The 25,000-nt window shown below is 49.0% G+C and carries 23 protein-coding genes, 1 tRNA gene and 1 pseudogene (1 of these 25 cut by a window edge); 15 read left to right on the top strand and 10 right to left on the bottom strand.

Annotated features, from left to right (window positions below):
- The 9 genes from RJD28_00125 to dnaA all read right to left on the bottom strand — a co-directional run.
- A protein-coding gene (locus tag RJD28_00125) for a fumarate hydratase (protein WNV58032.1) crosses the window boundary here: on the bottom strand, positions 1–393 show its 5' portion. It extends 453 nt beyond the left edge of the window; 393 of the gene's 846 nt are visible here — the first part of the coding sequence; the start codon lies at positions 391–393; its stop codon lies beyond the left edge, outside the window.
- A 37-nt stretch (positions 394–430) separates the two neighbouring features.
- Positions 431–916, bottom strand: coding sequence for a YbaK/EbsC family protein (locus RJD28_00120; GenBank protein ID WNV58031.1), 486 nt, complete (start codon positions 914–916; stop codon positions 431–433).
- Positions 870–1,616: a gamma-glutamyl-gamma-aminobutyrate hydrolase family protein gene (locus RJD28_00115; protein ID WNV58030.1), complete on the bottom strand. Its 747-nt coding sequence runs from the start codon at positions 1,614–1,616 to the stop codon at positions 870–872. The genes RJD28_00120 and RJD28_00115 overlap by 47 nt, the downstream gene beginning before the upstream one ends.
- Before the next feature lie 124 nt (positions 1,617–1,740).
- Positions 1,741–4,323 (bottom strand): DNA gyrase subunit A, encoded by a 2,583-nt coding sequence (gene gyrA, locus RJD28_00110; GenBank protein ID WNV58029.1) that lies wholly within the window; start codon positions 4,321–4,323, stop codon positions 1,741–1,743.
- A gap of 11 nt (positions 4,324–4,334) precedes the next feature.
- The gene (gene gyrB, locus RJD28_00105) at positions 4,335–6,257 is read right to left on the bottom strand and encodes a DNA topoisomerase (ATP-hydrolyzing) subunit B (protein ID WNV58028.1); all 1,923 of its coding nucleotides are present in this window, start codon (positions 6,255–6,257) and stop codon (positions 4,335–4,337) included.
- Positions 6,258–6,272: 15 nt separating this feature from the next.
- Positions 6,273–7,358, bottom strand: coding sequence for a DNA replication/repair protein RecF (gene recF, locus RJD28_00100; GenBank protein WNV58027.1), 1,086 nt, complete (start codon positions 7,356–7,358; stop codon positions 6,273–6,275).
- Between the two features lie 18 nt (positions 7,359–7,376).
- Complete coding sequence (locus tag RJD28_00095; protein ID WNV58026.1) at positions 7,377–7,586, bottom strand: RNA-binding S4 domain-containing protein; 210 nt, start codon at positions 7,584–7,586, stop codon at positions 7,377–7,379.
- Between the two features lie 24 nt (positions 7,587–7,610).
- On the bottom strand, positions 7,611–8,726 hold the full coding sequence (gene dnaN, locus RJD28_00090; GenBank protein ID WNV58025.1) for a DNA polymerase III subunit beta: 1,116 nt from the start codon (positions 8,724–8,726) through the stop codon (positions 7,611–7,613).
- Positions 8,727–9,059: 333 nt separating this feature from the next.
- Positions 9,060–10,415 (bottom strand): chromosomal replication initiator protein DnaA, encoded by a 1,356-nt coding sequence (gene dnaA, locus RJD28_00085; GenBank protein WNV58024.1) that lies wholly within the window; start codon positions 10,413–10,415, stop codon positions 9,060–9,062.
- A gap of 445 nt (positions 10,416–10,860) precedes the next feature.
- Between dnaA and rpmH the strand changes: the two genes are divergently transcribed.
- From rpmH to rsmG, 8 genes and pseudogenes are all read left to right on the top strand, one after another.
- On the top strand, positions 10,861–10,995 hold the full coding sequence (rpmH, locus tag RJD28_00080) for a 50S ribosomal protein L34 (protein ID WNV58023.1): 135 nt from the start codon (positions 10,861–10,863) through the stop codon (positions 10,993–10,995).
- Between the two features lie 49 nt (positions 10,996–11,044).
- Entirely contained in the window at positions 11,045–11,425 is a 381-nt protein-coding gene (gene rnpA / locus RJD28_00075) for a ribonuclease P protein component (protein ID WNV58022.1), read from the top strand.
- On the top strand, positions 11,397–11,609 hold the full coding sequence (gene yidD, locus RJD28_00070; GenBank protein WNV59675.1) for a membrane protein insertion efficiency factor YidD: 213 nt from the start codon (positions 11,397–11,399) through the stop codon (positions 11,607–11,609). Before rnpA ends, yidD begins: the two co-directional genes overlap by 29 nt.
- 14 nt (positions 11,610–11,623) lie before the next feature.
- A complete protein-coding gene (locus RJD28_00065; protein WNV58021.1) occupies positions 11,624–12,895 on the top strand; it encodes a YidC/Oxa1 family membrane protein insertase in 1,272 nt (423 codons plus the stop codon).
- A 15-nt stretch (positions 12,896–12,910) separates the two neighbouring features.
- Positions 12,911–13,675, top strand: a complete 765-nt coding sequence (gene jag / locus RJD28_00060) for an RNA-binding cell elongation regulator Jag/EloR (protein ID WNV58020.1) — start codon at positions 12,911–12,913, stop codon at positions 13,673–13,675.
- A 162-nt stretch (positions 13,676–13,837) separates the two neighbouring features.
- Positions 13,838–15,223, top strand: a complete 1,386-nt coding sequence (mnmE, locus tag RJD28_00055) for a tRNA uridine-5-carboxymethylaminomethyl(34) synthesis GTPase MnmE (protein ID WNV58019.1) — start codon at positions 13,838–13,840, stop codon at positions 15,221–15,223.
- Positions 15,189–17,126: pseudogene (gene mnmG, locus RJD28_00050) on the top strand (tRNA uridine-5-carboxymethylaminomethyl(34) synthesis enzyme MnmG). The gene mnmE and the pseudogene mnmG overlap by 35 nt, the downstream one beginning before the upstream one ends.
- A gap of 3 nt (positions 17,127–17,129) precedes the next feature.
- On the top strand, positions 17,130–17,858 hold the full coding sequence (gene rsmG, locus RJD28_00045; GenBank protein ID WNV58018.1) for a 16S rRNA (guanine(527)-N(7))-methyltransferase RsmG: 729 nt from the start codon (positions 17,130–17,132) through the stop codon (positions 17,856–17,858).
- A 144-nt stretch (positions 17,859–18,002) separates the two neighbouring features.
- Here rsmG and RJD28_00040 read toward each other — a convergent pair whose 3' ends face one another.
- The gene (locus RJD28_00040; GenBank protein WNV58017.1) at positions 18,003–18,950 is read right to left on the bottom strand and encodes an alpha/beta hydrolase; all 948 of its coding nucleotides are present in this window, start codon (positions 18,948–18,950) and stop codon (positions 18,003–18,005) included.
- Between the two features lie 346 nt (positions 18,951–19,296).
- On the opposite strand from RJD28_00040, the gene RJD28_00035 reads away from it, so the two are divergent.
- The 7 genes from RJD28_00035 (at position 19,297) to RJD28_00005 (ending at position 24,230) form a co-directional block, all read left to right on the top strand.
- Positions 19,297–20,061 (top strand): AAA family ATPase, encoded by a 765-nt coding sequence (locus RJD28_00035; protein ID WNV58016.1) that lies wholly within the window; start codon positions 19,297–19,299, stop codon positions 20,059–20,061.
- A 42-nt stretch (positions 20,062–20,103) separates the two neighbouring features.
- Positions 20,104–21,000 carry a ParB/RepB/Spo0J family partition protein gene (locus RJD28_00030; protein ID WNV58015.1) on the top strand — a complete coding sequence of 299 codons (897 nt, stop codon included), beginning with the start codon at positions 20,104–20,106 and terminating at the stop codon, positions 20,998–21,000.
- Between the two features lie 22 nt (positions 21,001–21,022).
- Positions 21,023–21,598 (top strand): DUF4446 family protein, encoded by a 576-nt coding sequence (locus RJD28_00025; GenBank protein WNV58014.1) that lies wholly within the window; start codon positions 21,023–21,025, stop codon positions 21,596–21,598.
- Between the two features lie 116 nt (positions 21,599–21,714).
- Positions 21,715–22,992, top strand: a complete 1,278-nt coding sequence (gene serS, locus RJD28_00020) for a serine--tRNA ligase (protein ID WNV58013.1) — start codon at positions 21,715–21,717, stop codon at positions 22,990–22,992.
- Positions 22,993–23,030: 38 nt separating this feature from the next.
- The gene (locus tag RJD28_00015; protein WNV58012.1) at positions 23,031–23,612 is read left to right on the top strand and encodes a DUF3881 family protein; all 582 of its coding nucleotides are present in this window, start codon (positions 23,031–23,033) and stop codon (positions 23,610–23,612) included.
- Complete coding sequence (locus tag RJD28_00010) at positions 23,584–23,907, top strand: DUF3881 family protein (protein ID WNV58011.1); 324 nt, start codon at positions 23,584–23,586, stop codon at positions 23,905–23,907. Before RJD28_00015 ends, RJD28_00010 begins: the two co-directional genes overlap by 29 nt.
- 246 nt (positions 23,908–24,153) lie before the next feature.
- Positions 24,154–24,230: transfer RNA gene (locus tag RJD28_00005), tRNA-Arg, on the top strand.
- Positions 24,231–25,000 lie beyond the last annotated feature (770 nt).

Genomic DNA, 25,000 nt, shown 5'->3' with positions numbered 1-25,000 from the left:
CGTATGGATGACTGCCGGGGTGTTGTCCTTTGTATTTTCCCGAATCAGAGGATCCTTCACGACAGATTTGCGGAGATATCCCTCCACATAGCCCTGCCGGACGCCCTCATTGATGGCATCCTCCACAGAACCGCCCTCAAAATGCACATCCTGACCCACTTCCAGGAAAACGATGGCCATGCCCGTATCCTGACAGATGGGAATCCGATCCTTTCCTGCGATTTCCAGATTCTCCTGCAGCTGGCAGAGAATCTGTCTGCCCAGCGGGGATTTCTCTGTCTGCACGGACGTATCCAGTGCCTCCTTCATATCTGCTGAGAGCACATGATTGACTTCTATACACATTTCCTTGATGTTTTTGGTAAGGTTATCCACATGAACCGCACGAATCATCCACTTTTCCTCCTTTGAACACTTTGATAATATGATGTTACGCTGTCTCTTCCTGCCAGCCCTTGCACACGTCGATCCATTCCTCATAGCCGGAACAGGTCTCCAGCTCCGGGATGGTGAGTTTTACCGCACTGCTGCTGCTTCCCGCTGCCGGGTACATGATATCGAACCGCTTCATGGAAACATCCAGGTATACCTTTACCCAGGAACGGTCCACTGCAAAGGGGCACACGCCGCCGATGGCATGTCCTGTAAAATCAATGACTTCCTCCGGTGTCAGCATTTTGGCTTTCGTATGAAAATACTGCTTATATTTGTGATTGTCGATCTTGGCGTCCCCTGCTGCCACGATGAGCACACAGACATCATCCACCTTGAAGGACAGGGTCTTGGCAATCTGCGCCGGGATGACACCCACCGCATGGGCCGCCAGCTCCACCGTAGCGCTGGACTCATCAAACTCCTGAATTTTATCTTCATAGTTCCACTGCTTTAAATAGTCTCTCACAATCTGTACTGACATGTTTTTCTCCCTGTAAGTCAAATATTTTTTCAAAAAGTGCCCGCATGTCGGGCAGATCTGCTCCCATCATCCGCTCAGGATGCCACTGCACGCCATACACCGGCAGCGTCTCATGCTCGATGGCTTCGATAAGCCCAGCGGGCTGCACCACGGCCGCCACCCGGAACCCCTTTGCCAGTTTTCGAATAGCCTGATGATGAAAGCTGTTCACTAATAACGCCGCTCCATATATTTTTTCCAAAAAAGAATCCGGCAGCAACTGTACCTCATGAACCTCTCCCTGGGGATGAGAAAGATGCAGCGCCCCTTCGATATCCTGATAAATCGTACCGCCAAAGGCAATGTTGATGACCTGGATGCCCCGGCAAATGCCGAGCACCGGCTTTTTCGCCGCTGCAAAGGCCCGGCACAGCCCGATCTCCATGCGGTCTCTCTTCTCATCATAGACGGCGCCGCTCTGGGTATCCGTTTCTCCAAACCACTTGGGATCCACGTCCCCGCCGCCACTTAAGAGAAGGCCATCTGCCAGCTGCTCAAGTGCAGTGATCTCCTCCGGCATATCCAGGTCTGCGATCATCAGCGGAATCCCACCGATTTCCCGGATGCGCAGGGCGTATTCCTCATAGAGAAACAGCCGTTTTCTGTTTTTCTGAAACACTTCCGTACCGGCAGTGATGAGAATGACAGGTTTTTCCTTCATATTTTCCCTGCTTTTTCTCTTTTCCTGTATGATATGAAAACCGCCGGAGTCGGTGCATGTGAAAAGTGAGAATACCCGGGCAGGCTTTCACCCCCGCCAGGCATTCTCACAAATTTCACCGGATTTACTCTTCTGTATCATCCTCGCCCAGCTCATCCCGGATCAGATCTTCTTCCGAAACATCGTCCTCATCGCTGTAGCGCACTTCATTTTTCAGTTCTTCTTCAATCTGCTCTGCGGTTTCCTCCGCACTTTCCGATTTGTTTACTTCCTGGCGCACCTTGGCAATGCTTGCCACGCTCACATCGGTGTCCACGTTCATCAGCTTCACGCCGGAGGTGATTCTGCCCAGTTTGGAAATATCCCTGCAGGCAAAGCGGATGATGATGCCCTCGGTGGTGATCATCATGACCTCATCCTCTTCGTTGACAGCCTTCACGCCGATGACATTGCCGGTCTTGTCGGTGATCTTATAGCACTTCACGCCCTTACCGCCGCGGTTCTGGGAACTGAATTCCTCAATGGATGTCAGTTTTCCAAGACCGTTCTCGGATACAATGAGCAGATACTGTCCCTGGGTATCCAGCTGCATGCCAATGACTTCGTCACCGTCCATCAGGTTCATGCCGATAACACCCATGGACGTTCTGCCGGTGGGCCGCACATCGGTCTCATGGAAGCGGATGCACATGCCGTATTTGGTCACAAGAAAGATGTCCTTCTTCGTGTCAGTAAACTTCACCTCGATGAGCTCATCGTCCTCCCGCAGATTGATGGCAGCCAGACCGGTTTTCCGCACATTTGCGTAGTCGGTGATGGGTGTCTTTTTCACAATACCGTTGCGGGTTGCCATGAACAGGTAACGATCCTTCTCGTATTTGCGGATCGGGATGACAGCCGTGATCTTCTCCCCCGGCTCCAGCTGGAGCAGGTTGATCATAGCCGTGCCTCTGGCGGTGCGTCCTGCCTCCGGGATCTCGTAGGTCTTGAGACGGTATACCTTGCCCTTGTTGGTGAAGAACATCATGTAATGATGGGTGGTCGTCATAAGCAGATCCTCGATGTAATCATCCTCCAGTGTCTGCATACCCTTGATGCCCTTGCCTCCGCGGTTCTGGCTCTTGAAGTTGTCTACGGTCATCCGCTTGATGTAGCCCAGATGGGTCATGGCAATGACCACATCCTCCACCGGAATGAGATCCTCGGTGGACAGGTCATACACGTCATAACCGATAGACGTTCTTCTGTCGTCGCCATATTTGTCCGCAATGATCAGCATCTCATCCTTGATGACGCCCAGCAGCTTATTCTCATCTGCCAGAATGGCTTTCAACTCCTCGATGCGCTTCATCAGCTCTGCGTATTCCTGCTCCAGCTTCTCTCTTTCCAAACCGGTCAGTGCACGCAGACGCATATCTACAATGGCCTGTGCCTGTACGTCATCCAGACCGAAGCGCTCCATCAACCCTTCCTTTGCCACCTGGGCGGAACGGGAGCCTCTGATGATCTTGATGACCTCGTCGATATTATCCAGCGCAATGAGCAGGCCTTTCAAAATGTGTGCCCGCTCCTCGGCTTTGTTCAGGTCGTATTTCGTCCTTCTGGTGACCACATCCTCCTGATGCTTCAGATAATATTCCAGAAGCTCTTTCAGGCTCAGCACCTTGGGCTCATTGTTCACCAGCGCCAGCATGATGACACCGAAGGTCTCCTGCAGCTGGGTATGCTTGTACAGCTGGTTCAGCAGCACGTTGGCATTCACATCTTTGCGCAGCTCAATGCAGATGCGCATACCGGAACGGTCAGACTCATCCCGCAGGTCGGTGATGCCGTCGATCTTCTTGTCTCTTACCAGCTCGGCGATCTTCTCGATGAGTCTCGCCTTGTTGACCATGTACGGGATCTCCGTCACGATGATGCGGCTCTTGCCGTTGGGCATGGTCTCGATATTGGAAACCGCGCGGGTACGGATCTTGCCCCGGCCGGTTCTGTATGCTTCCTCAATGCCTTTCGTGCCGAGAATGGTGGCACCGGTGGGAAAATCAGGGCCTTTGACGATGGCCAAAAGCTCCTCGATTTCTGTATCTCTGCCCTCTTCCACCCGGTTGTCGATGATCTTCACCACTGCCTGGATGACCTCCCGCAGGTTGTGGGGCGGGATATTGGTGGCCATACCGACGGCGATACCCTGGGTACCGTTCACCAGCAGGTTCGGGTAACGGGACGGCAGAACAACAGGTTCTTTCTCCGTCTCATCGAAGTTTGGCATAAAGTCTACGGTATTTTTGTTGATATCGGCCAGCATCTCCATGGAGATCTTGCTCAGTCTTGCCTCTGTGTATCGCATGGCCGCTGCGCCGTCGCCGTCCACGGAACCGAAGTTGCCGTGACCGTCTACCAGCGGATATCTTGTGGACCACTCCTGGGCCATATTGACCAGCGCACCATAGATGGAGCTGTCACCGTGAGGGTGGTATTTACCCATCGTATCACCGACAATACGCGCACATTTTCTGTTGGGCTTGTCAGGGCCGTTGTTCAGCTCGATCATGGAATAGAGCACTCTTCGCTGTACCGGTTTCAGACCGTCTCTTACATCCGGCAGTGCCCGGGCAGCGATAACGCTCATGGCATAGTCGATATAGGAGGTTTCCATGGTCTTCTTTAAGTCCACTTCGTGGATTTTATCAAAAATATTGTCTTCCATTGTCTATCCCCCTATATATCCAGATTCTTTACGAACTTGGCGTTCTGTTCAATAAACTCCCGTCTGGGCTCTACCTTGTCGCCCATGAGCGTGGTAAATGTCATGTCGATCTCTGAGGACTGCTCCTCGTTCATGTTCACCCGAAGCAGAATTCTCGTCTCGGGATTCATGGTTGTATCCCACAGCTGCTCCGCATCCATCTCACCCAGTCCTTTGTACCGCTGGATCTTGATGGTGTTATCCCGGCCGATCTCCGCCAGAATAGAATCCCGCTCCTCGTCGCTGTATGCATACCAGGTCTTCTTGTTCTTCTCGATCTTGAAAAGCGGCGGCTGCGCCAGGTATACATGGCCATCCCGGATCAGATCCGGCATAAACCGGTACAGGAAGGTAAGCATCAATGTGCTGATATGGGCGCCGTCCACATCGGCATCGGTCATGATGATGATCTTGTCATATCGCAGCTTGGCAATGTCAAAGTCCTCATGAATGCCCGTACCAAAGGCGGTGATCATGGCTTTGATCTCTTCATTGCCGTAGATCCGGTCCAGTCTCGCCTTCTCCACGTTCAGGATCTTGCCTCTAAGAGGCAGGATGGCCTGGGTATTTCTGCTTCTGGCCGTCTTGGCAGAACCGCCGGCGGAATCTCCCTCTACGATGAAGATCTCACAGTTTTTCGGATCCTTGTCGGAGCAGTCTGCCAGCTTGCCCGGCAGAGACATGGTCTCCAGGGCAGATTTTCTGCGGGTCAGATCTCTTGCTTTTCGTGCCGCATCCCTTGCCCGCTGGGCCATGACGGATTTCTCGATGATGGTCTTGGCCACGCTGGGATTCTGCTCCAGGAAGATTTCCAGCTGTTCGGATACGACAGCGTCCACCGCACCTCTGGCCTCACTGTTGCCCAGCTTCTGCTTCGTCTGTCCCTCAAACTGCGGCTCCGGGATCTTTACACTGATGATGGCCGTCAGACCTTCCCGGAAATCCTCTCCGGAAAGACTGGGGTCACTGTCCTTGATCAGCTTATTTTTTCTCGCATAATCATTGAGTGTCTTGGTCAGTGCATTACGGAAACCGGTCAAATGGGTACCACCCTCCGGCGTTGTAATATTATTGACAAAACTGTACACACTCTCCGTATAGGAATCGTTGTGCTGCATGGAAACCTCCACGTACACATCGTCCTTGGTGCCCTCACAGTAAACGATCTCGGGGTACAGTGCGGTCTTGCTCTTGTTCAGGTAAGTGACGAACTCCCGGATACCGCCCTCATAGTGGAATACCTTTCGGGTCTCCGGCTCCGTCCGCAGATCCACCAGCTCGATCTTCAGATTTTTTGTCAGGAAAGCCATCTCCCGGAACCGCTGCTTTAACACATCATAGTCAAACACGGTTTCCTCGAAGATCTCCTTATCCGGCAGAAAGACAACCTTGGTACCGGTCTTCTCCGGCTCACACTCGCCGACAACCTTCAGGCTGTAGCACACATGGCCTCTCTCATACCGCTGCTGATAAACCTTTCCTTCATGGTAAATAGTGACCTCCAGCCACTCGGACAGGGCGTTTACCACAGACGCGCCCACGCCGTGAAGGCCGCCGGATACCTTGTATCCTCCGCCGCCGAACTTACCGCCCGCATGCAGAATGGTAAATACCACCTCCACCGCCGGTTTGCCCGCCTTGTGGTTGATTCCCACCGGAATGCCACGGCCGTCGTCGATGACCGTCACGGAATTGTCCGGATTGATGGACACCTCGATCTTGTCACAGTAACCTGCCAGCGCCTCATCGACAGCATTGTCTACGATCTCGTATACGAGATGGTGTAGTCCTCTGGAGGACGTACTGCCGATATACATGCCCGGCCGTTTCCTTACTGCTTCCAATCCTTCCAATATCTGAATTTGATCTGCACCATATTCATTCTGGGTACTCATATACATCCTCCTAGTTTAATTTTCTGTCGTTACGGTTCCCTCTTCCACCCGGAAAATACGATTGATCGTAAACCGGTTGCTGATAAATTCATCCAGCCCGGTACAGGTGATCAGGGTCTGTATATCATGGATACTGTTCAGCAAATAGTTTTGCCTGCTGCTGTCCAGTTCAGACAGCACATCGTCCAGTAAAAGAACCGGTGTATCATGGATGACCCGCTTCACCAGCTCAATCTCCGAGAGCTTCAATGTCAGTGCCGACGTCCGCTGCTGCCCCTGAGAACCAAATTTCCGGATGTCCACATCCTTCACCTGCATACACAGATCGTCTCTGTGGGGGCCCTGGGATGTCATCTTATAGCGGATATCCTTGTCCCTGTTTTTTTTCAGCTGCTCATACAGGGCATCCGCCGGGCAGTCCGGCTCGTACAAAAGGGACAGATGCTCCCTGCCGCCGGTAAGGTTTTCATGGATATCTCCGGCAATCTCTCCCAACTGCTCCACAAAGCTGTGCCGTCGTTTGATGATCTTGGATCCGTAGCCGGCCAGCTGCATATCCCAGATCTCCAGCGTATCCATCCATTCCGGATGAAAGGCAATGTCCTTGAGCAGCTTGTTGCGCTGGATCAGGATCTTGTTGTAGTTGGACAGATTGTGAAAATAAATCTTATCCAGTTGACATAATTCTAGATCGATGAAGCGCCGCCGCTCGGAAGGGCCGTTTTTGATGATATTCAGATCCTCCGGGGAAAAAAACACCAGATTCACGATCCCGAAAAGCTCTGACGCCTTCTTGATGGGAATGCCGTCCACCGCAATGCCCTTCGTTTTATTTTTTTTCAAATGCATATCGATCCGTCTCGTCAGATTCTTCTTCTGCACCAGCATACGGATATGGGATTCCTCCTCCGTGAAGGTGATCATATCCCGATCCTTGCTGCCCTTGTGGGATTTGGTCGTCCCGCCAAGATACACGGATTCCAGGATATTCGTCTTTCCCTGGGCATTATTCCCATAGAAAATATTCGTAAAAGGGTCAAAATCAATATGCAGTTCATGATAATTTCTGAAATTTTTCAGATCCAGTGATTTTACAACCATTGTTCTCCAACTACAGGGTTATTTCTCAATGCGGATCTCTTCTCCGTGAAAAGATACCACATCTCCGTCATACAGCTTCTTGCCGCGCTGCAGCTCCACTGCGCCGTTGACCTGCACCTCTCCGCCCACGATCTTTTCCTTGGCATCCACACCGGATTCCACCAGACCGGCTGCTTTCAGCGCCTGTCCCAGCTTGATATATTCTGTTCTTAATTTGATTGTTTCCATCTTTGTCCTCTTTTTCTGCCGCGCTTACGCGTTTGCCGCAGCGTTAAAGTTTACCGGAAGAATCAGGTAAATATAAGACTTCTCCTCATCCCGGATAAAGCAGGGCGCCTTGGGATTCATCAGATAAATGGTGATCTTCTCCTCGTCGATGACGCGAAGGGCGTCGATGAGGAATTTGGGGTTAAAGCCGATCATAATATCCCGGCCCTCTTTTTCAATGTCGATCTCCTCATGCATGGAACCGATCTGGGAATTGATCTTCAACTCCATGCCCTCATCGGTAATGTTGATGATGATGGGCTTCTTGTCTCCCTCTTTTACCAGAAGCGTCGCACGGTCGATACAGTCCAGGAACTCCCGCTTGTTGATGGTAACCTTCGTCTCGTAATCGCTGGAGAGCATCTGGTCAATGCGGAAATATTCGCCCTCGATGAGGCGGGAAACCACAACGGTATCGTCGAATTCAAATACGATATGGTTGGTGGTGAAGAACAGCTTCACCGTGCTGTCCGCTTCGCCGGATAAAATCTTACTCACTTCCTGTAACGTCTTGCCCGGAACGACCACCTTGCGGTCCTCGTAAGCTTCCTTTAACTCCACCCGGCGGATGGAAATGCGGTGTCCGTCCAGGGAAGCCACCTTCAGCATATTCTCATGGATATCAAAAAGCTCACCGGTCATCAGCTTGTTGTTGTCATTGTCCGCAATGGAAAAGATCGTCTGGCGGATCAGATCCTTCAGCGTAAACTGGGACAGAACGACAGGTTCATTCTTCTCAATATAAGGCAGATAGGAAAAATCCTCTCCGGATTTGCCCGCGATATTGAACTTGGCCTTCTCACAGGTGATGGTGGTGTTGAATTTCTCGTCTGTCTCGATGACCACGTCGTTGTCCGGCAGTTTGCGGATAATATCAGAAAAGATCTTTGCGTCGATGGCGACAACGCCCCGTTCCTTGATCAGTCCTTTGACAGTTGTCTCGATGCCAAGCTCCATGTCATTGGAGGTAAAAGTAATATCGCTTTTGGATGCATCAATGAGAATGCATTCCAGGATGGTCATGGTTGTTTTGGAAGGAACTGCTTTCAGTGCGATGTTGACACCACGGAGCAGATCCGATTTGCTGCAAATGATTTTCATGTGGAAAACTCCTTTCCCCCAGTCGTGTGGGGCGCTTAGTATATAAATAATATGGTAATCCGCAGTAGTAGCAGTAGAGGCTGTGGATATGTGTAAAACTGTGTTTCTGTCTGAAAATACGGAAAAAACAGCTGGGGAAAACCTTGTTGGAAAAGGGGTGTATGCATGAGGATAAATCTGAAGTTATACACAGGCATGAAGGCCTCATCCACAAAGGTTCTACTTATCCACAGACAATGAACAGGTTATACACCTGAAATTGTGGATAACCTGAGAAAAAACATTAATATAAGGAAACGATTCGAAAAATTGTCAACAAAAAAGCAAAACACCTTAGCTGGGATTGAGCTTCTTCTTGATCGTCTCAATGGTGTTGCGGCTTGTCTCATTTTTCTTGATCTCGTCCTTGATCTTGTTGACACCGCTCAAGACAGTGGAGTGATCACGGTTCCCCATGATCTTCCCGATAAGTGTCAGCTTGGTGTCTATGAGTTCCCGGCACAGATACATGGCAATCTGTCGGGGAAATACGATCTCGGCGTTGCGCTTCTGTCCCAGGATGTCCTTGGTGGAAATGCCGAAATGTTCGGCTACCGTCTGAATGATGATCTCCGGCGTCAGTTCCCGTTTGCCGTCGGGAGAAATCATATCCCGCAGGGCATCCTTGGCCAGATCCAGGTTGATCTCTTTCTGCTCCAGCTTGGACATGGCGATGAGCTTGTTCAGGGCTCCCTCCAGCTCCCGGATGTTGGACTTGATGTTGGTGGCGATGTACTGGATGACCTCGTCATCGATGTTGTAGCCGTCCAGCTCCTCTTTTTTCCGTAAGATTGCCATTCTCGTCTCATAGTCAGGCGATCCGATGTCTGCCAGCAGCCCCCATTCGAATCGGGTGGTCAGACGGTCTTCCAGCGTCTCCATATCCTTGGGCGGACGGTCGCTGGACAGCACGATCTGTTTTTTCAGGCCGTGCAGGTGGTTGAACGTATGGAAAAACTCTTCCTGGGTGGACTCTTTTCCTATAATAAATTGCACGTCGTCGATGAGCAGTACGTCGATGTTGCGGTACTTGTCCCGGAAATTGTTCATGGCCGCGGAATTACCGTTACGGATGGAGTCGATGAGCTCGTTGGTGAACACCTCGGAGGTGACATACAGCACCCGGGCCTCGGGATTCGTCTCCAGGATATAGTGGGCGATGGAATGCATCAGATGGGTCTTCCCCAGTCCTACGCCTCCGTACAGGAACAGCGGATTGTACAGTTCCCCGGGGGTCTCGGCCACAGCCAGCGCCGCTGCATGGGCGAAAGTATTGTTTTTGCCCACCACGAAGGTGTCGAAGGTGTAACGGGGGTTCAGGCCCGCCCGCTCGATATTTTCATTGGAAACCGGTGTGTGGACAGCCTTTTCCTCATGGATCCTGTCCAGATTTTTCTCCAGGACAAAGCTGATCTCATAATGATGGCCAGTTAGCTCCTCGGTCACCACCTCCAGAAGCTGTTTATATTTGCGCAGAAGGATCTGAATGGTCTGTTCATTCTGCGAAGGAACGATGACAGTGACCGTATCCTCGCTGACATCGTATACTTTCAGCGGAACCAGCCAGGTGTTGAAGGATACCTCCGTTAAAAAATATTCATTTTTGACCTTTTCAATGATCTCTTGCCATAATTCTCTGACTGTGTTCATATTGATATTCACTCCAATTTTGTTTACAAAATGTCTCAATTTATATTTTACGACAAAAAGAATAATTAAGCAAGATTCGAGTGGGGATATTTTCACACTTCTGTGGATAACTTTGTGGAGACGGTGGAATAACCGGTTGACATATCGCAAGGATACACGAAAAAATGTGTATAAGTCGAAAAATGGGGATAATTTCCGGAAAGCCTGAAAATAAAGGGCTTAAGAGGCGTTAATAACAAATTATACACACGGTTTACCCCAAGTTATCAACAAGTTTTCCACAAAATGTGGATAACATTATGTCACCTACTTGTCCACAGAGAAAGTCGTCCACATCCGTGGATAAATCAAAAACGGAAAAAATACAAGGAATTACTTGACTTTATAGCGTTTTGTCCATATAATTGAAATAGCGTTTTTTAAGAAAAGGAGGTGCCAGAGAGTTATGAAAATGACATTTCAGCCGAAGAAAAGACAGCGCGCGAAAGTTCATGGATTCCGTTCCAGAATGAGCACAGCTGGTGGAAGAAAAGTTTTAGCAGCAAGAAGAGCAAAAGGAAGAAAGAAATTATCCGCATAGGCCGCATGTATGTGGCCTTTTCTTCTATGCCGGAGAAAAGGAAGATTGTATGGAATTCACAGAATCCCTCAGGAAAAATAAGGATTTTCAGGCTGTTTATCGAAAAGGCCATTCCTGTGTGAACAAGTATCTGGTGATGTACGTCATGGACAACCAGTCAGAAAAGAATCGTTTAGGGATATCGGTAAGCAAGAAGGTGGGCAACAGCGTTGTCAGACACCGGTTAAAGAGGCTTATCAGGGAGAGCTACCGGCTGCACGAGCAGGAATTCCAGACGGGGCTCGATATTGTAGTTGTTGCGAGAGTTTCTGCGAAGGACAGAGACTATGCACAGATCGAAAGTGCTTTGTTACATTTGGGAAAGATTCGTAAGATTGTAAAAGAGATGAAGCGGGAAGATGATGAAGCGGATATTAATCGCCATGATTAAGTTTTACAGAAAGAATATATCTCCCATAAAAGGACCGTTCCATTGTATTTATATTCCGACCTGTTCCCAGTACGGAATAGAGGCCATTGAGAAGTATGGAGCGTGCAAAGGACTGTATTTGACAATAAGAAGGGTATTGAGATGTCATCCATTCGCCAAGGGTGGATATGATCCGGTTCCGTAGAGGAGGTTTTTTAATTGCCAGCGTATGTATTGACGCAGTATCAGGGAATGATTTTGGGTCCCATCGCAAAGGTGTTGGGCTATATTATCAATGCCATCTATAATTTTCTGGAAGTTATAGGTATTCCGAATATCGGATTGAGCATTATTTTATTTACAGTTATTGTAAACGTGCTGATGATTCCGCTGACCATCAAGCAGCAGAAGTTTCAGAAGATGACAGCCAGGATGAATCCGGAGTTACAGGCTGTTCAGAAGAAATATAAAAATAAAAAAGACACAACTTCCATGGAGCGCATGAATGAGGAAATGAATGCCATCTATGAGAAATATGGCGCATCCCCCACAGGTGGATGCCTGCCGTTACTCATTCAGATGCCTATCCTGTTTGCACTGTTCCGTGTGATTAACAATATTCCGGCTTATATTACCCATGTGAAGGCTATGTTTACCGGCCTTGTGACATCTGTATCGAATGTTGCCGGTTTTGAAGAACTCATGAAGGCGTTTGTCAAGGATAATGGGATCCGTGCATCTTTGGATTTTACTACCGCTGAGACAACGAAGAATACATTGATCGATGCTTTTTATCTGTTCAAGGATTCCGACTGGACTAAATTTGAAAGTATGTCCGAATTCTCCGGCTTGACGGGTGAGATTACAGAACTGAAGATGAATTTGTCCCACGTTTCAAATTTTCTGGGGCTGAATATCACAAATACTCCGTGGGATATGATAAAGGCTGTAGTGGCAGGCGGTTCCATTCTGCTGGCTATCGGTGCACTGATGATCCCGGTTCTCTCTGCACTGACCCAGTGGCTGAACACAAAACTCATGGGTACTGCTTCCAATACACCGGCATCACCGGATGATGTGACGGCAAATATGACCAAGTCCATGAACACCACCATGCCGCTGATGTCCGCATTTTTCTGTCTGACCTTCCAGATCGGTCTTGGTCTGTACTGGATCGCCAGCTCGGCTGTGCGGTGTGTGATCCAGGTGATCATGAATAAGATCTTCGATAAGGTAGACGTGGAAGACCTGATCGCCAAGAATGTAGAGAAGAATAAGAAGAAGAAGGCAAAGCGCGGATATGAGGGCAACCAGATTTCCGAGGCAGCCAACAGAAATGTGCGTAAGATCGACGAGCCCAAGCAGGCGAAGGCAATCTCCCAAGAGAACGAGGAGAAGGTACAGAATGCTTATAATCAGGAAGTAAAAGCCGGAAGCATCGCCGACAGAGCACGTATGGTACAGCGTTTTAACGAGAAGAATAAGAAATAAGGGGGACGGGGCAAGATGGATTTTATTGAGATCAGTGCAAAAACCGTAGATGATGCGATCACAGAAGCGTTGGTAAAGCTTGGAACGACAAGTGATAAGATAGAATATGAAGTCCTGGAAAAAGGAAGCACCGGATTCCTTGGTTTTAACAGCAAGCCCGCAGTCATCCGTGCAAGAAAGAAATATTCCATGACAGACAGTGTCAGAGAGTTCCTGGGCGGTGTGTTCCGCTGCATGAACTTGGAAGTCGAGATCGACATGAAGTATGATGAGGAGAATCAGACACTGGATATCGACCTGAAGGGCAATGATATGGGCGTTCTCATCGGTAAGAGAGGACAGACACTGGATTCTCTGCAGTATCTGGCAAGCCTGGTTGCCAACAAGGAGAGCGAGAGCTATATCCGTGTGAAGATGGACACCGAGGATTACCGGAACCGTCGGAAGACCACACTGGAGAATCTGGCGAAGAACATCGCTTATAAAGTAAAGAGAACGAGAAAGCCGGTAACACTGGAGCCGATGAATCCCTATGAGAGAAGGATCATCCATTCTGCACTGCAGAATGACCGTTATGTGTGCACACACAGCGAGGGAGAGGAGCCTTACCGTAAGGTCGTGATCACACTGAAAAATGAGGACCGGGAGCCCCGGACAGGCTACAGAAGAGACAGAGGAAGATATGGCAGCCGGGACAACCGTTACAGAAGTCGTGACAGAGAGAACAGAGAAGAGAGATTTGTCAGAGAAGAAAAACCAAAAGAGGATAAAGAAGATTAAGTATTCCGAATGATAAAGGAGGGTCTGCTGCAAAATGTATCGAGGCTATTTACATTTTGTGCAGGCCCTTTTCTCTGAATATGGACAGGTGCCTGTGCATATAAGAATGTTTTTAAATGTTGTGATAAGAATGAGAGCGTAGAACGGGAAAGGAGGATTCGGATGGAGATTATGGAGGATACCATTGCCGCCATCGCTACGGCGGTGTCAGAAGCTGGCATCAGCATCGTGCGGATCAGCGGCAAACAGGCCATTGAGACAGCTGCCCGGATTTTCCGTTGCGGGAAGAAGGATTTTGTGCTGGAGGAGCAGCCGTCCCATACGATCCATTATGGGTTTATCTATGATGGGGAAGAACGGGTGGATGAGGTACTGCTTCTGCTCATGAAAGGCCCCCACAGCTACACCGGGGAGGATACGGTGGAGATCGACTGCCATGGCGGTGTCTATGTGACGAGACGGATCCTGGAGACGGTGATCCGACATGGCGCCCGCCTGGCAGAGCCGGGGGAATTCACGAAGCGGGCATTTCTGAATGGAAAGATGGATCTGACCCAGGCGGAGGCGGTGGGAGAGATCATTTCTTCCCGGAATGCCTATGCGCTGCACACGTCAGTGGAACAGTTAAAGGGTTCGGTAAAAGAGGCCATCGGCAATTTTCGTAAGGAAATTCTCTATCATCTGGCGTTCATCGAATCGGCGCTGGATGACCCGGAGCATATCAGCCTGGACGGTTATGCAGAGACGCTGGGCGGCGTGGTGAATAAGCTTCGCGGGCAGATGCAGCGGCTCATTGCTACCTTTGACAATGGCAGAATGTGCCGGGAAGGCATCCGCACAGTGATCATCGGCAAGCCAAACGCAGGAAAATCGTCCCTCATGAATGTGCTGGTGGGGGAGGAGCGGGCCATTGTCACCGATGTGGCGGGAACGACCCGGGATACGCTGGAGGAGCAGATCCAGATCAACGGCATCAGCCTGAATATCATCGATACCGCGGGTATCCGCAAAACCGAGGATACGGTAGAGAAGATCGGTATCCAGCGGGCAGTGGCGTCCATGGAGAAAGCCGATCTGATCCTGTATGTGGCGGACGGTTCGGTGCCGTTAAATGAAAGTGATGAGGAGATCATAGATCTGATCCGGGACAGAAAGGCCATCGTGCTTCTGAATAAGACCGATCTGGAGACAGTGGTAACCGAAGAGGATTTGCGTGCCCGGGTGGGCGCGCATCCGGTACTTTCCATCTCGGCCAGAGAGGAGAAGGGTATTGATCAGCTGGAAGAGGTGTTAAAAGACCTGTTTTTCCAGGGAGAGATTTCCTTTAACGACCAGGTATGCATCACCAATCTGCGGCAGAAGCGTCTGCTGGAGGAAAGCCTGGCGGCCCTTGACCGGGTAGAGGAAAGCCTGCAGATGGGCATGCCGGAGGATTTCTATTCCATTGACCTGATGGATGCCTATGAGAAACTGGGCAGGATCATCGGGGAAGCGGTGGATGACGACCTGGCAGATGAGATTTTCGCAAAATTTTGTATGGGAAAATAAGAGGATACACAAAAAAGAAGGAGAATAAAATGTCACAGAAATATGATGTTGTCGTGATAGGCGCCGGTCATGCCGGCTGCGAGGCCGCGTTGGCCAGTGCCAGACTGGGGCTTGAGACAATCATGTTTACCGTCAGTGTGGAGAGTATTGCGCTGATGCCGTGCAATCCCAATATCGGTGGAAGCTCCAAGGGACATATCGTCCGGGAGATCGATGCGCTGGGCGGCGAGATGGGCAAGAATATTGACCGCACCTTTATCCAGTCCAAGATGCTGAACGTGTCCAAAGGGCCTGCGGTGCATTCCCTGCGTGCTCAGGCGGACAAGGCGGAGTACAGCCGCAGCATGCGGGAGGTGCTGCAGCATACCGATCACCTGACCATCAAGCAGGCAGAGGTGACGGATATCCGTGTGGAAGACGGGCGGGTCACCGGCGTGCGGATCCATACCGGGATCGAGTATGACTGTCGTGCGGTGGTGATCTGTTCCGGCACGTATTTGCGAGCCCGCTGCCTGTGTGGGGAGACCATCACGTATACCGGCCCCAACGGGCTGATGGCGGCCAATCATCTGACGGATTGCCTGAAAAATCTGGGGATTGAGATGTTCCGGTTCAAGACAGGTACACCTGCCCGGATGGATGCCAGAACCATTGATTTTTCCAAAATGGAGGAGCAGAAGGGGAGACGAACACATCCGTCCGTTTTCTTTTTCCAACGATCCCGAGGATATCCAGCGGGAGCAGGTGTCCTGCTGGCTCACGTATACGAATGAGAAGACCCATGAGATCATCCGATCGAACCTGGATCGGTCCCCCATCTATGCGGGGATCATCGAGGGCATTGGCCCCCGGTACTGCCCGTCCATTGAGGATAAGGTGGTAAAATTTGCAGACAGGAACCGGCATCAGGTATTCATTGAGCCGGAGGGCGAGCACACCACAGAGATGTATGTGGGCGGCATGTCCAGTTCTTTGCCGGAGGATGTGCAGGAGCAGATGTATCATACCGTTCCGGGGCTGGAGCATGCGAAAATCGTGCGAAATGCCTATGCCATCGAGTATGACTGCATCAATGCCAGACAGCTGAATCCCACGCTGGAATTCAAGAACATCAAGGGACTGTTCAGTGCAGGACAGTTCAACGGCAGCTCCGGCTATGAGGAAGCCGCCGGGCAGGGACTGATCGCAGGCATCAATGCGGCGCTGAAAACGCTGGGCAGGGAGATGATCACCCTGGATCGCTCGGAGTCCTATATTGGCGTGCTCATCGATGATCTGGTGACGAAAGAAAACCATGAACCTTACCGGATGATGACTTCCCGGGCGGAATATCGTCTGCTGCTTCGACAGGATAATGCGGATCTTCGTCTCATGGATATCGGTTACCAGGTGGGGCTGATCTCGGAAGAACAGCACGCCCGTCTGGAAGAAAAAACGGGCGCAGATCGACCGGGAGATAGAGCGGCTTTCTCATGTGAATATCGGCACTTCCGAGAAGGTACAGCAGCTACTGGAAAGCTGCAATACCCAGAAGCTGCAGTCCGGCACCACGCTGGCAGAGCTGATCCGGCGGCCGGAGCTGAACTATGAGGTGCTGGCCCCCATCGACGAGGATCGGCCGGAGCTTCCCTGGGATGTGAAAGAACAGGTTGACATAAATCTGAAATATGACGGGTATATCAAACGGCAGCTAAAGCAGGTGGAGCAGTTTAAGAAGCTGGAGAAGAAGAAAATCCCGGAGGATATCGATTATGATGCCATCAAGAGCCTGCGCATTGAGGCAGTGCAGAAGCTGAAGCTGTTTCATCCGGTATCCATTGGCCAGGCGTCCCGGATCTCAGGTGTATCGCCTGCCGACATATCGGTACTGCTCGTTTACTTAGAACAATTAAGGAGGAAATAGAAGATGAATAAGGAAGAGATTATCAAGTTTAAAGAGGGACTGGATCAGCTGAATATCTATCTGTCCGAGCATCAGTATCTGCAGTTCCGTCAGTTCTTTGATATGCTGGAGGAAAAGAATAAGGTCATGAATCTGACAGCCATCACCGATGGTGTGGAAGTGGTACAGAAGCATTTTATTGACAGCCTGACCATTGTAAAGTCTCATGATATGATGGAGGTGGACAGTGTGATCGATATCGGCACCGGTGCCGGATTCCCGGGGATTCCCATCAAGATCGCATTTCCGCATCTGGAGATGATCCTGGTAGATTCCCAGGAAAAGAGAGTAAACTTTGTCAATGAAGTGATCGATGCGTTGGGGCTGACAAAGATCCGCTGCATTCACGGTCGGGCGGAGGATCTGGCCCATGAGAAGGATTTCCGGGAAAAATTTGATCTGTGTGTTTCCCGTGCTGTGGCCAATCTGGCGGTGCTGGCTGAATACTGCATGCCGTTCGTCAAACCGCAGAAGGGAAGCTTCGTGGCATATAAATCCGGCAATATGAATGAAGAGCTGGCCGGTGCCAGAAATGCCATCAATATGCTGGGTGGTGAAGTGAAGCAGGAGATCGCCTTCTTCCTGCCGGATACGGATATTCCTCGTTCTCTCATCTGGGTGGAGAAGCTGATGAGAACCCCGCAGATGTATCCGAGAAAAGCAGGGACTCCGTCCAAGAGTCCGCTGGAGTAAATCGTTGTGTGTGCGCTGCGAGCCGTACTTGCGATATCGATGATAATGTGTTGTGTATGGTTTGTTGCGTAATAGATCTGAAATAGAAAAAGAGCATCGAGGACAGAAATTGTCTTTGATGCTCTTTTTAAAAACCCTTTCTTTTTAGAAGAAAATCTCAATCTGCTTTAACAGACGATCCTGTCCGTCTACCTGGCTGTATTTCTTGGAGTAAGGAATCTCGTAGGTCTCAATGGCTGGATTGGTCTCGCAGTAATAAGCCAGGATGGCTTCCTTATCCGGGTTTTCCTCTCCAACGATCAGATAAATGCTGTTATCGATGGCATGAAGCGCTTTCGTAATGTTGATATTGACAAAATGGCTCTTCAGACTTGCCATCAGGCATTTGCCGCCCAGTTCATTGGTGTGAGCATTCTCTGCATAGATCTTCGGCAGTTCGTGATTGATATAGCAGGGAGAGAAGTATGTCTCTTCCAGTCTCTTTAAAATATGCCGTCTGCTGTACAGAATATTGTAGAGCAGTGTGCCAACGATCGGGAGTTCCAGCAGCTTCCGCAGCATACGGGAACTGCCCTTGGGCATGCGGGATATCTGGGAAGCCGTCTCCGGATTCAGAATCATGATCTTGCGGAACAGAGAATCCTCCATATTGCAGGCCATGATGACAAAAGAAGAAGCGTTGCCGGAAGCAATGATATCTGTCTTCTGTCCGATGACATTTCTGATAAAATCAGAAATCAACTGCACATAAAGATAATTTGTATAAGTGATCTGCGGTTTATCGGATTTGCCGCAGCCCAGCAGATCTAATACATAAACGGTATGGTTTTCAACCAGTTTATCCATCAGGTATTTCCACTCCGCAGAGGAAGCAGCGGCGTCCAGCGTATGAACGAGAAGAAGTGGCGTACCGCTTCCTTCTTTCTTATAGAAAATCTTTCCAAATCTCCAGTCATAATATTCTCCCTCGTCCTCATCCAGGTAATGGTCGGAGGTGGCGAGTTTACAGAGAATGCGGTTGGTTATTGTGATGGCAGTCAGTGTGGAGGCCGTGAGTGTTGCAATGAGCGTAAGAACCTTTTTCTTTTTCATCAGGATAACCTTCTTTTCTTTTTAGTTTGTAAACTTGTAGCCATTAACGTTTGAAACTACATGATCGTATTTTCGTGATGACTGATTACAAGTTTTTGTTTGCTGATTCTAGTATAAGCTATCCCGGGGAGGAAAACAAGAACCAAAAATCTTAAGAAATATGCTTACACGAAAAGGCAAGTGAACTGTAAAAAATGTTTCACGTGAAACATTCAGTGGCTGTCAACTGGGAGAATGCATAAAAAGTTAGAAAAAAATAAGAAAATGTTTCACGTGAAACATATGGATTATGAAACGCTAAGATGCTATAATAAATCAGTAAAGAAAAAGAAAGGAAGCCAAGTAGATGGGAAGAACGATTGCGATTGCTAATCAGAAGGGCGGCGTCGGTAAAACAACAACGGCGATCAACTTATCGGCTGCATTAGCAGAAAAGGGAAAGAAAGTTCTTACGATTGATTTGGATCCGCAGGGAAATACAACAAGTGGACTGGGAATTGACAAAAATAATTGTAAATATACCGTATACGAATTAATGCTGGATGAATGTTCGATTAAACAGTGTATTCGTTCCAACATTTATGATAATCTTTGCCTGATCCCTTCCAATGTAAATCTTTCCGCAGCGGAGATCGAACTGATCGGCGTAAAGGACAAGGAATACATTTTGAAAAATGAGGTGGAGTGGATCAAAGATGATTTCGACTATATCATCATTGACTGCCCGCCGTCACTGAATATGCTGACTGTCAACGGCATGACGACAGCAGACAGTGTGATCGTGCCGATTCAGTGTGAATATTACGCACTGGAAGGATTATCACAGTTATTACATACGATCAATCTGGTAAAGGAACGCCTGAATCCAAGATTAACCATTGAAGGCGTTGTCTTTACGATGTATGATGCAAGAACGAACCTGTCCCTGCAGGTGGTGGAAAATGTGAAAAACAATCTGAATCAGCAGATTTATAAGACCATCATTCCCAGAAATGTAAAGCTGGCAGAAGCCCCCAGCTATGGCCTTCCTATTACGATATATGATGGAAAATCAGCCGGTGCAGAAAGCTACAGACAACTGGCACAGGAAGTCATCCAGCATGAACTGTAACACAGAAGAGCAGAAACAAAGAATAAAGAAAAGAGGAACAATATGGCAGTAGCAAAAAGGAAAGGCCTTGGAAAAGGCCTGGACTCTCTGATCCCGAAAGTGGATGTCATTCCGACAGCAGCGCCGACGGAGCAGGAAAATAAACCGAATACCTTTGTGAAAATTTCCAGAATAGAGCCAAACAAGGATCAGCCACGAAAGAACTTTGATGAGGATGCGCTGCAGGAACTGGCAGAATCCATCAAACAGTTTGGTGTGATCCAGCCGCTGATCGTACAGAAACGGGATGATTTCTACGAGATCATCGCCGGGGAACGCCGCTGGCGGGCAGCCAAAATTGCCGGATTGAAAGAAGTGCCGGTCATCATCAAGGATTACACGGATCAGGAGATCGTGGAGATTTCTTTGATTGAAAATATTCAGAGAGAAGACCTGAACCCCATTGAGGAAGCGTTTGCCTACAAACGTCTGCTGGAGGAGTTCCACTTAAAGCAGGACGAGGTGGCAGAACGGGTATCCAAGAGCCGTACCGCAGTGACTAACTCCATGCGTCTTCTGAAGCTGGACGGAAGAGTACAGCAAATGGTCATTGATGAGATGATCACGACGGGACATGCCAGAGCAATCCTTGCCATTGAGGACAAGGAGCTGCAATACCAGACAGCTGTCCGGGTATTTGATGAGAAGCTGAGCGTGCGGGAGACTGAAAAGCTGGTGAAAAAGATCGGCAAGGAGCAGACGGCTGCAGCCGAAGAGCCGGAACCGATCAAAAATGATTTCATTTACCGGGATATGGAAGAGAAGATCAAAGGTATCTTCGGTACCAAGGTAAGTGTCAGCCATAAGAAAAACAACAAAGGAAAAATAGAAATTGAATATTATTCTAATGATGAGTTAGAACGAATCTACGATTTAATCACTTCTATTGCAAAAAACTAGTACAGAAACCAAGGAGGAATAAATGGTGAACAGCCCATTATTAGAATTATTGGGAATCGACCCGGCGATCATCTTCGGGGTACTTTTCCTGTTGGTACTTATTTTACTGATTTTACTCATCGTGACTATGACAAAGCTTGGACGGACGAACCGCAGACTGGACGGTTTTATGCGGGGAAAGGATGCGGAGAGCCTGGAAGAGACCATGCTGGATATCATTTCCGAGATCGAGCGGCTGAAATCTTCCGATATGCAGAAACGCAGAGATATCAAGCGGATCAATGATAACCTGATGATCACCTATCAGAAGCAGGGCATCATCAAGTACGACGCCTTCAACGAGATGGGCGGAAAGCTCAGTTTTGCCATGGCGCTGCTGGACAAGAACAACAATGGATTTATCATCAATTCCATTCACAGCAGAGAAGGCTGCTATACATACATCAAGGAGATTGTCAAGGGTGAATCCTACATTTTACTGGGTGAGGAAGAGCGGCAGGCGCTGGAAAAAGCCATTGATGAGGAAGATCTGATGGATGACCTGAAGGAGTTCAAGAAGCTGGACAAGAAGAGCACTGCAAAGGACGATGAAGAGTAAAAAAGTCGGAGAAAACCGTAAAACAGCGGCACAGACAGCGACGAAACCCTTGAAAATCGCGGAATACAGGAATATAATGAAAAGAAGATCTCGCACAGAGAAAACAGGAGGAAATCATGTTAGACATTAAATTTTTAAGAGAAAATCCCGATATTGTAAAACAGAACATTAAAAATAAATTCCAGGATCAGAAGCTGGGTCTGGTGGATGAAGTCATCGAGCTGGATGCAGAGAAGAGAAAGACACAGCAGGAGGCAGACCAGCTGCGTGCGGACAGAAAGAAGATTTCCAAAGAGATCGGCGCACTGATGGGCCAGGGCAAAAAGGAAGAGGCAGAGCAGTTGAAGAACCAGGTCAATGCGGATGCCGAGAAGCTGGAGCAGCTGTCCGAGAAGGAAAAAGAGCTGGATGAGAAAATCCTCAAGATCATGATGACCATCCCGAACATCATCGATCCCAGCGTACCCATCGGAAAGGATGACAGCGAGAACGTGGAGATCGAGAAATTCGGTGAGCCGGTAGTTCCTGATTTCGAGATCCCTTACCATACAGAGATCATGGAGAAATTCAATGGCATTGATCTGGACAGCGCAAGAAAGGTTGCCGGAAACGGTTTCTATTACCTGATGGGAGACATAGCCCGCCTGCATTCCGCAGTCATCGCCTATGCGAGAGATTTCATGATCGACAGAGGCTTTACCTATTGTGTACCGCCGTTTATGATCAGAAGCAACGTGGTGACCGGCGTCATGAGCTTTGCAGAGATGGATGCCATGATGTACAAGATTGAGGGCGAAGACCTGTACCTCATCGGTACCAGTGAGCACTCCATGATCGGTAAATTTATCGACACCATCATTCCGGAGGAGGAACTGCCGAAGACACTGACCAGCTACTCCCCCTGCTTCCGGAAAGAGAAAGGTGCCCACGGTATCGAGGAGCGCGGCGTTTACCGGATTCATCAGTTTGAAAAGCAGGAAATGATCGTTGTCTGCAAGCCGGAAGAGAGCAAGATGTGGTTCGACCGTCTGTGGCAGAACACCGTCGATCTGTTCCGTTCCATGGACATTCCGGTGCGTACCCTGGAGTGCTGCTCCGGTGACCTGGCAGACCTAAAGGTGAAATCCATCGACGTGGAGGCATGGTCCCCGAGACAGAAGAAGTACTTTGAAGTGGGAAGCTGCTCTAACCTGGGCGATGCACAGGCAAGAAGACTGAAGATCCGTGTCAACGGCAAAGACGGCAAGTACTTTGCACATACCTTAAACAACACAGTGGTTGCTCCGCCGCGTATGCTGATCGCATTCCTGGAGAATAATCTGCAGGCAGACGGCAGCGTTCGCATTCCGGACGTTCTTGTTCCTTACATGGGCGGCAAGACAGAGATCCGGTAAGAGGGAAAGCAGCACTGTTCACAGAATGGTGAAAATGAATGCATAAATATCTGAGAGCGATTGGTTTCAGCGGCGTTTCGGACAATGATGAACTCCGGAAGCTGCTGGAGCTCTCCGTAGAACATAACGATGCGGAGAATATTTTTGATGAGCCGGACAAAAAGAAATACGGAGAGTTGAAGAAAGCGTTCGCTCCGGGGCTGGGCATTTGTTCCAGAGGTCAGGTTCAGAAAGAATATTTTGAATTTGAATATTATTATCCCTATCTGGAAGGAAGAGGAGTCACCACCTTTGAGGATGTCTATGTGGAGCGCCAGGCGGAGAAAGAATGCTACATTGGCGCCTGCGATGATAACCGGGTAGGCGTGACGATTATTTTCTATCTGCAAAACATGGTGGAATATCTGCAGGTGTGCGGCACACAGCCGGGGAACCGTCATAAGAGTTCCCTGACCTTGAGCGCCCTTTCTGTAGATGGGAAAATTATTTTGCCCGTGAGCAAAAATCAGGAACAGGTGCGGCAGGACAGAGAAGATTCCCGGAACCGGACAAAACTCATCGAGAAAGCCCGCAAGGGGGGACGAGGAGGCCATGGAAAGCCTCACGCTGGAGGACATTGACACCTATTCCATGATTTCCAGGAGAATTGTCCACGAAGACCTGTTTACCATTGTGGATACTTACTTCATGCCCTATGGGATGGAGTGTGATAAGTATTCCATTCTGGGAGAGATCCTGGAAGTAGAGATGCGCAAAAACGAGGTCACAGAGGAAGAAATCTGCGTGATGAAGCTTTCCTGCAACGAGCTGGTCTTCGATGTGTGTATCAACCAGAAGGATCTCCTGGGAGAGCCGATGCCCGGCAGACGGTTCAAGGGAACCATCTGGCTGCAGGGGAAGATCAATTTTCTGTAAAAAATCTGATCGGATCTAAAAAGAGTTATGTAAACTGAGACCGGGAAAGGGTTGACGAACGGTTTCGGAATGCATATAATAAAAAAGGCTGTTTTATTGAAATTGTAAATAAAAAAGGCAATGTTTCTGTAGCTCAGCAGGATAGAGCGTCCGCCTCCTAAGGTTGCGTTACAACGGCCACCTCAAAAAAACTAAATAAGGGATTGCAGTTCGACTTTGATCGGGCTATAATCATATATCAGACACGTCCATATAGCTCAGCTGGATAGAGCACACGCCTCCTAAGCGTGGGGTCGGAGGTTCAAATCCTCTTATGGACGCCAGTGAACAACGCCGAAAGCCTTTGTTTTCAAGGGTTTTCGGCTTTTCTTATATAAAAAGCTGCGAAAAAGCTCTTTCACTGTATGGGATAAAATTCTACTCCAAAATTTGATTTTTGACAACCCCTCCAGAATCGAACGGTTGTTATAAGACAAAATCGCCAGCTAATTTTTAGCAGAAAACGGGCTGTTCTTGCTAATGAAAATGCCCTTCCTGCTAATCAGCCCCAAAATCGTGCCAAAAATCCAGCTAATCAAAAAAGGCGGATGTTTTGAGTACCATGCAGTTATAGCAGATAAAATTGAATATCGTTATATACATAGAGCGTCTATTTGCCCCGCATCGGGGATGGATAGGCGCTCTTTTTTTATGCCGTGTGTCCAGCGAAGCTGGACCACACTAGCCGGTGTAAGTCCGGTCACGGTAATCGCCAGTGAGCTGTGTAGCTAAACTCGGTGCGTTGCAGTAATGCAGGGTACTAAGCGAGTGGATAAAGTAAGCTCGGTAAGAGGGGCGAGCAATTATGCAGACCGTAACATAAAGTGAATTCTGCCGTATCGTTAAAAAAAGGTCTCTGAAAAGAGAGCAAAGGGAAGCTGAACCTTGGGTATATTGGTGAAAGCCATGGAACGTGTGAAGAAACTGGAAAGCAGCACGGAAGAATCCCTCGGTATAGAGGAAACGGTATGTATGAAAAGTGTGGTTCGGAACTGGAGAGACCCTACCCATCACCGAAAGGTAAAAAGAAAGCGTATAAGCTTGGCGAAATCGT

Source organism: Oscillospiraceae bacterium NTUH-002-81, assembly GCA_032620915.1.
GTDB lineage: Bacteria > Bacillota > Clostridia > Lachnospirales > Lachnospiraceae > JAGTTR01.
The sequence above is the reverse complement of the archived record's forward strand: the minus strand, read 5'-3'. Positions and strand labels throughout refer to the sequence as shown.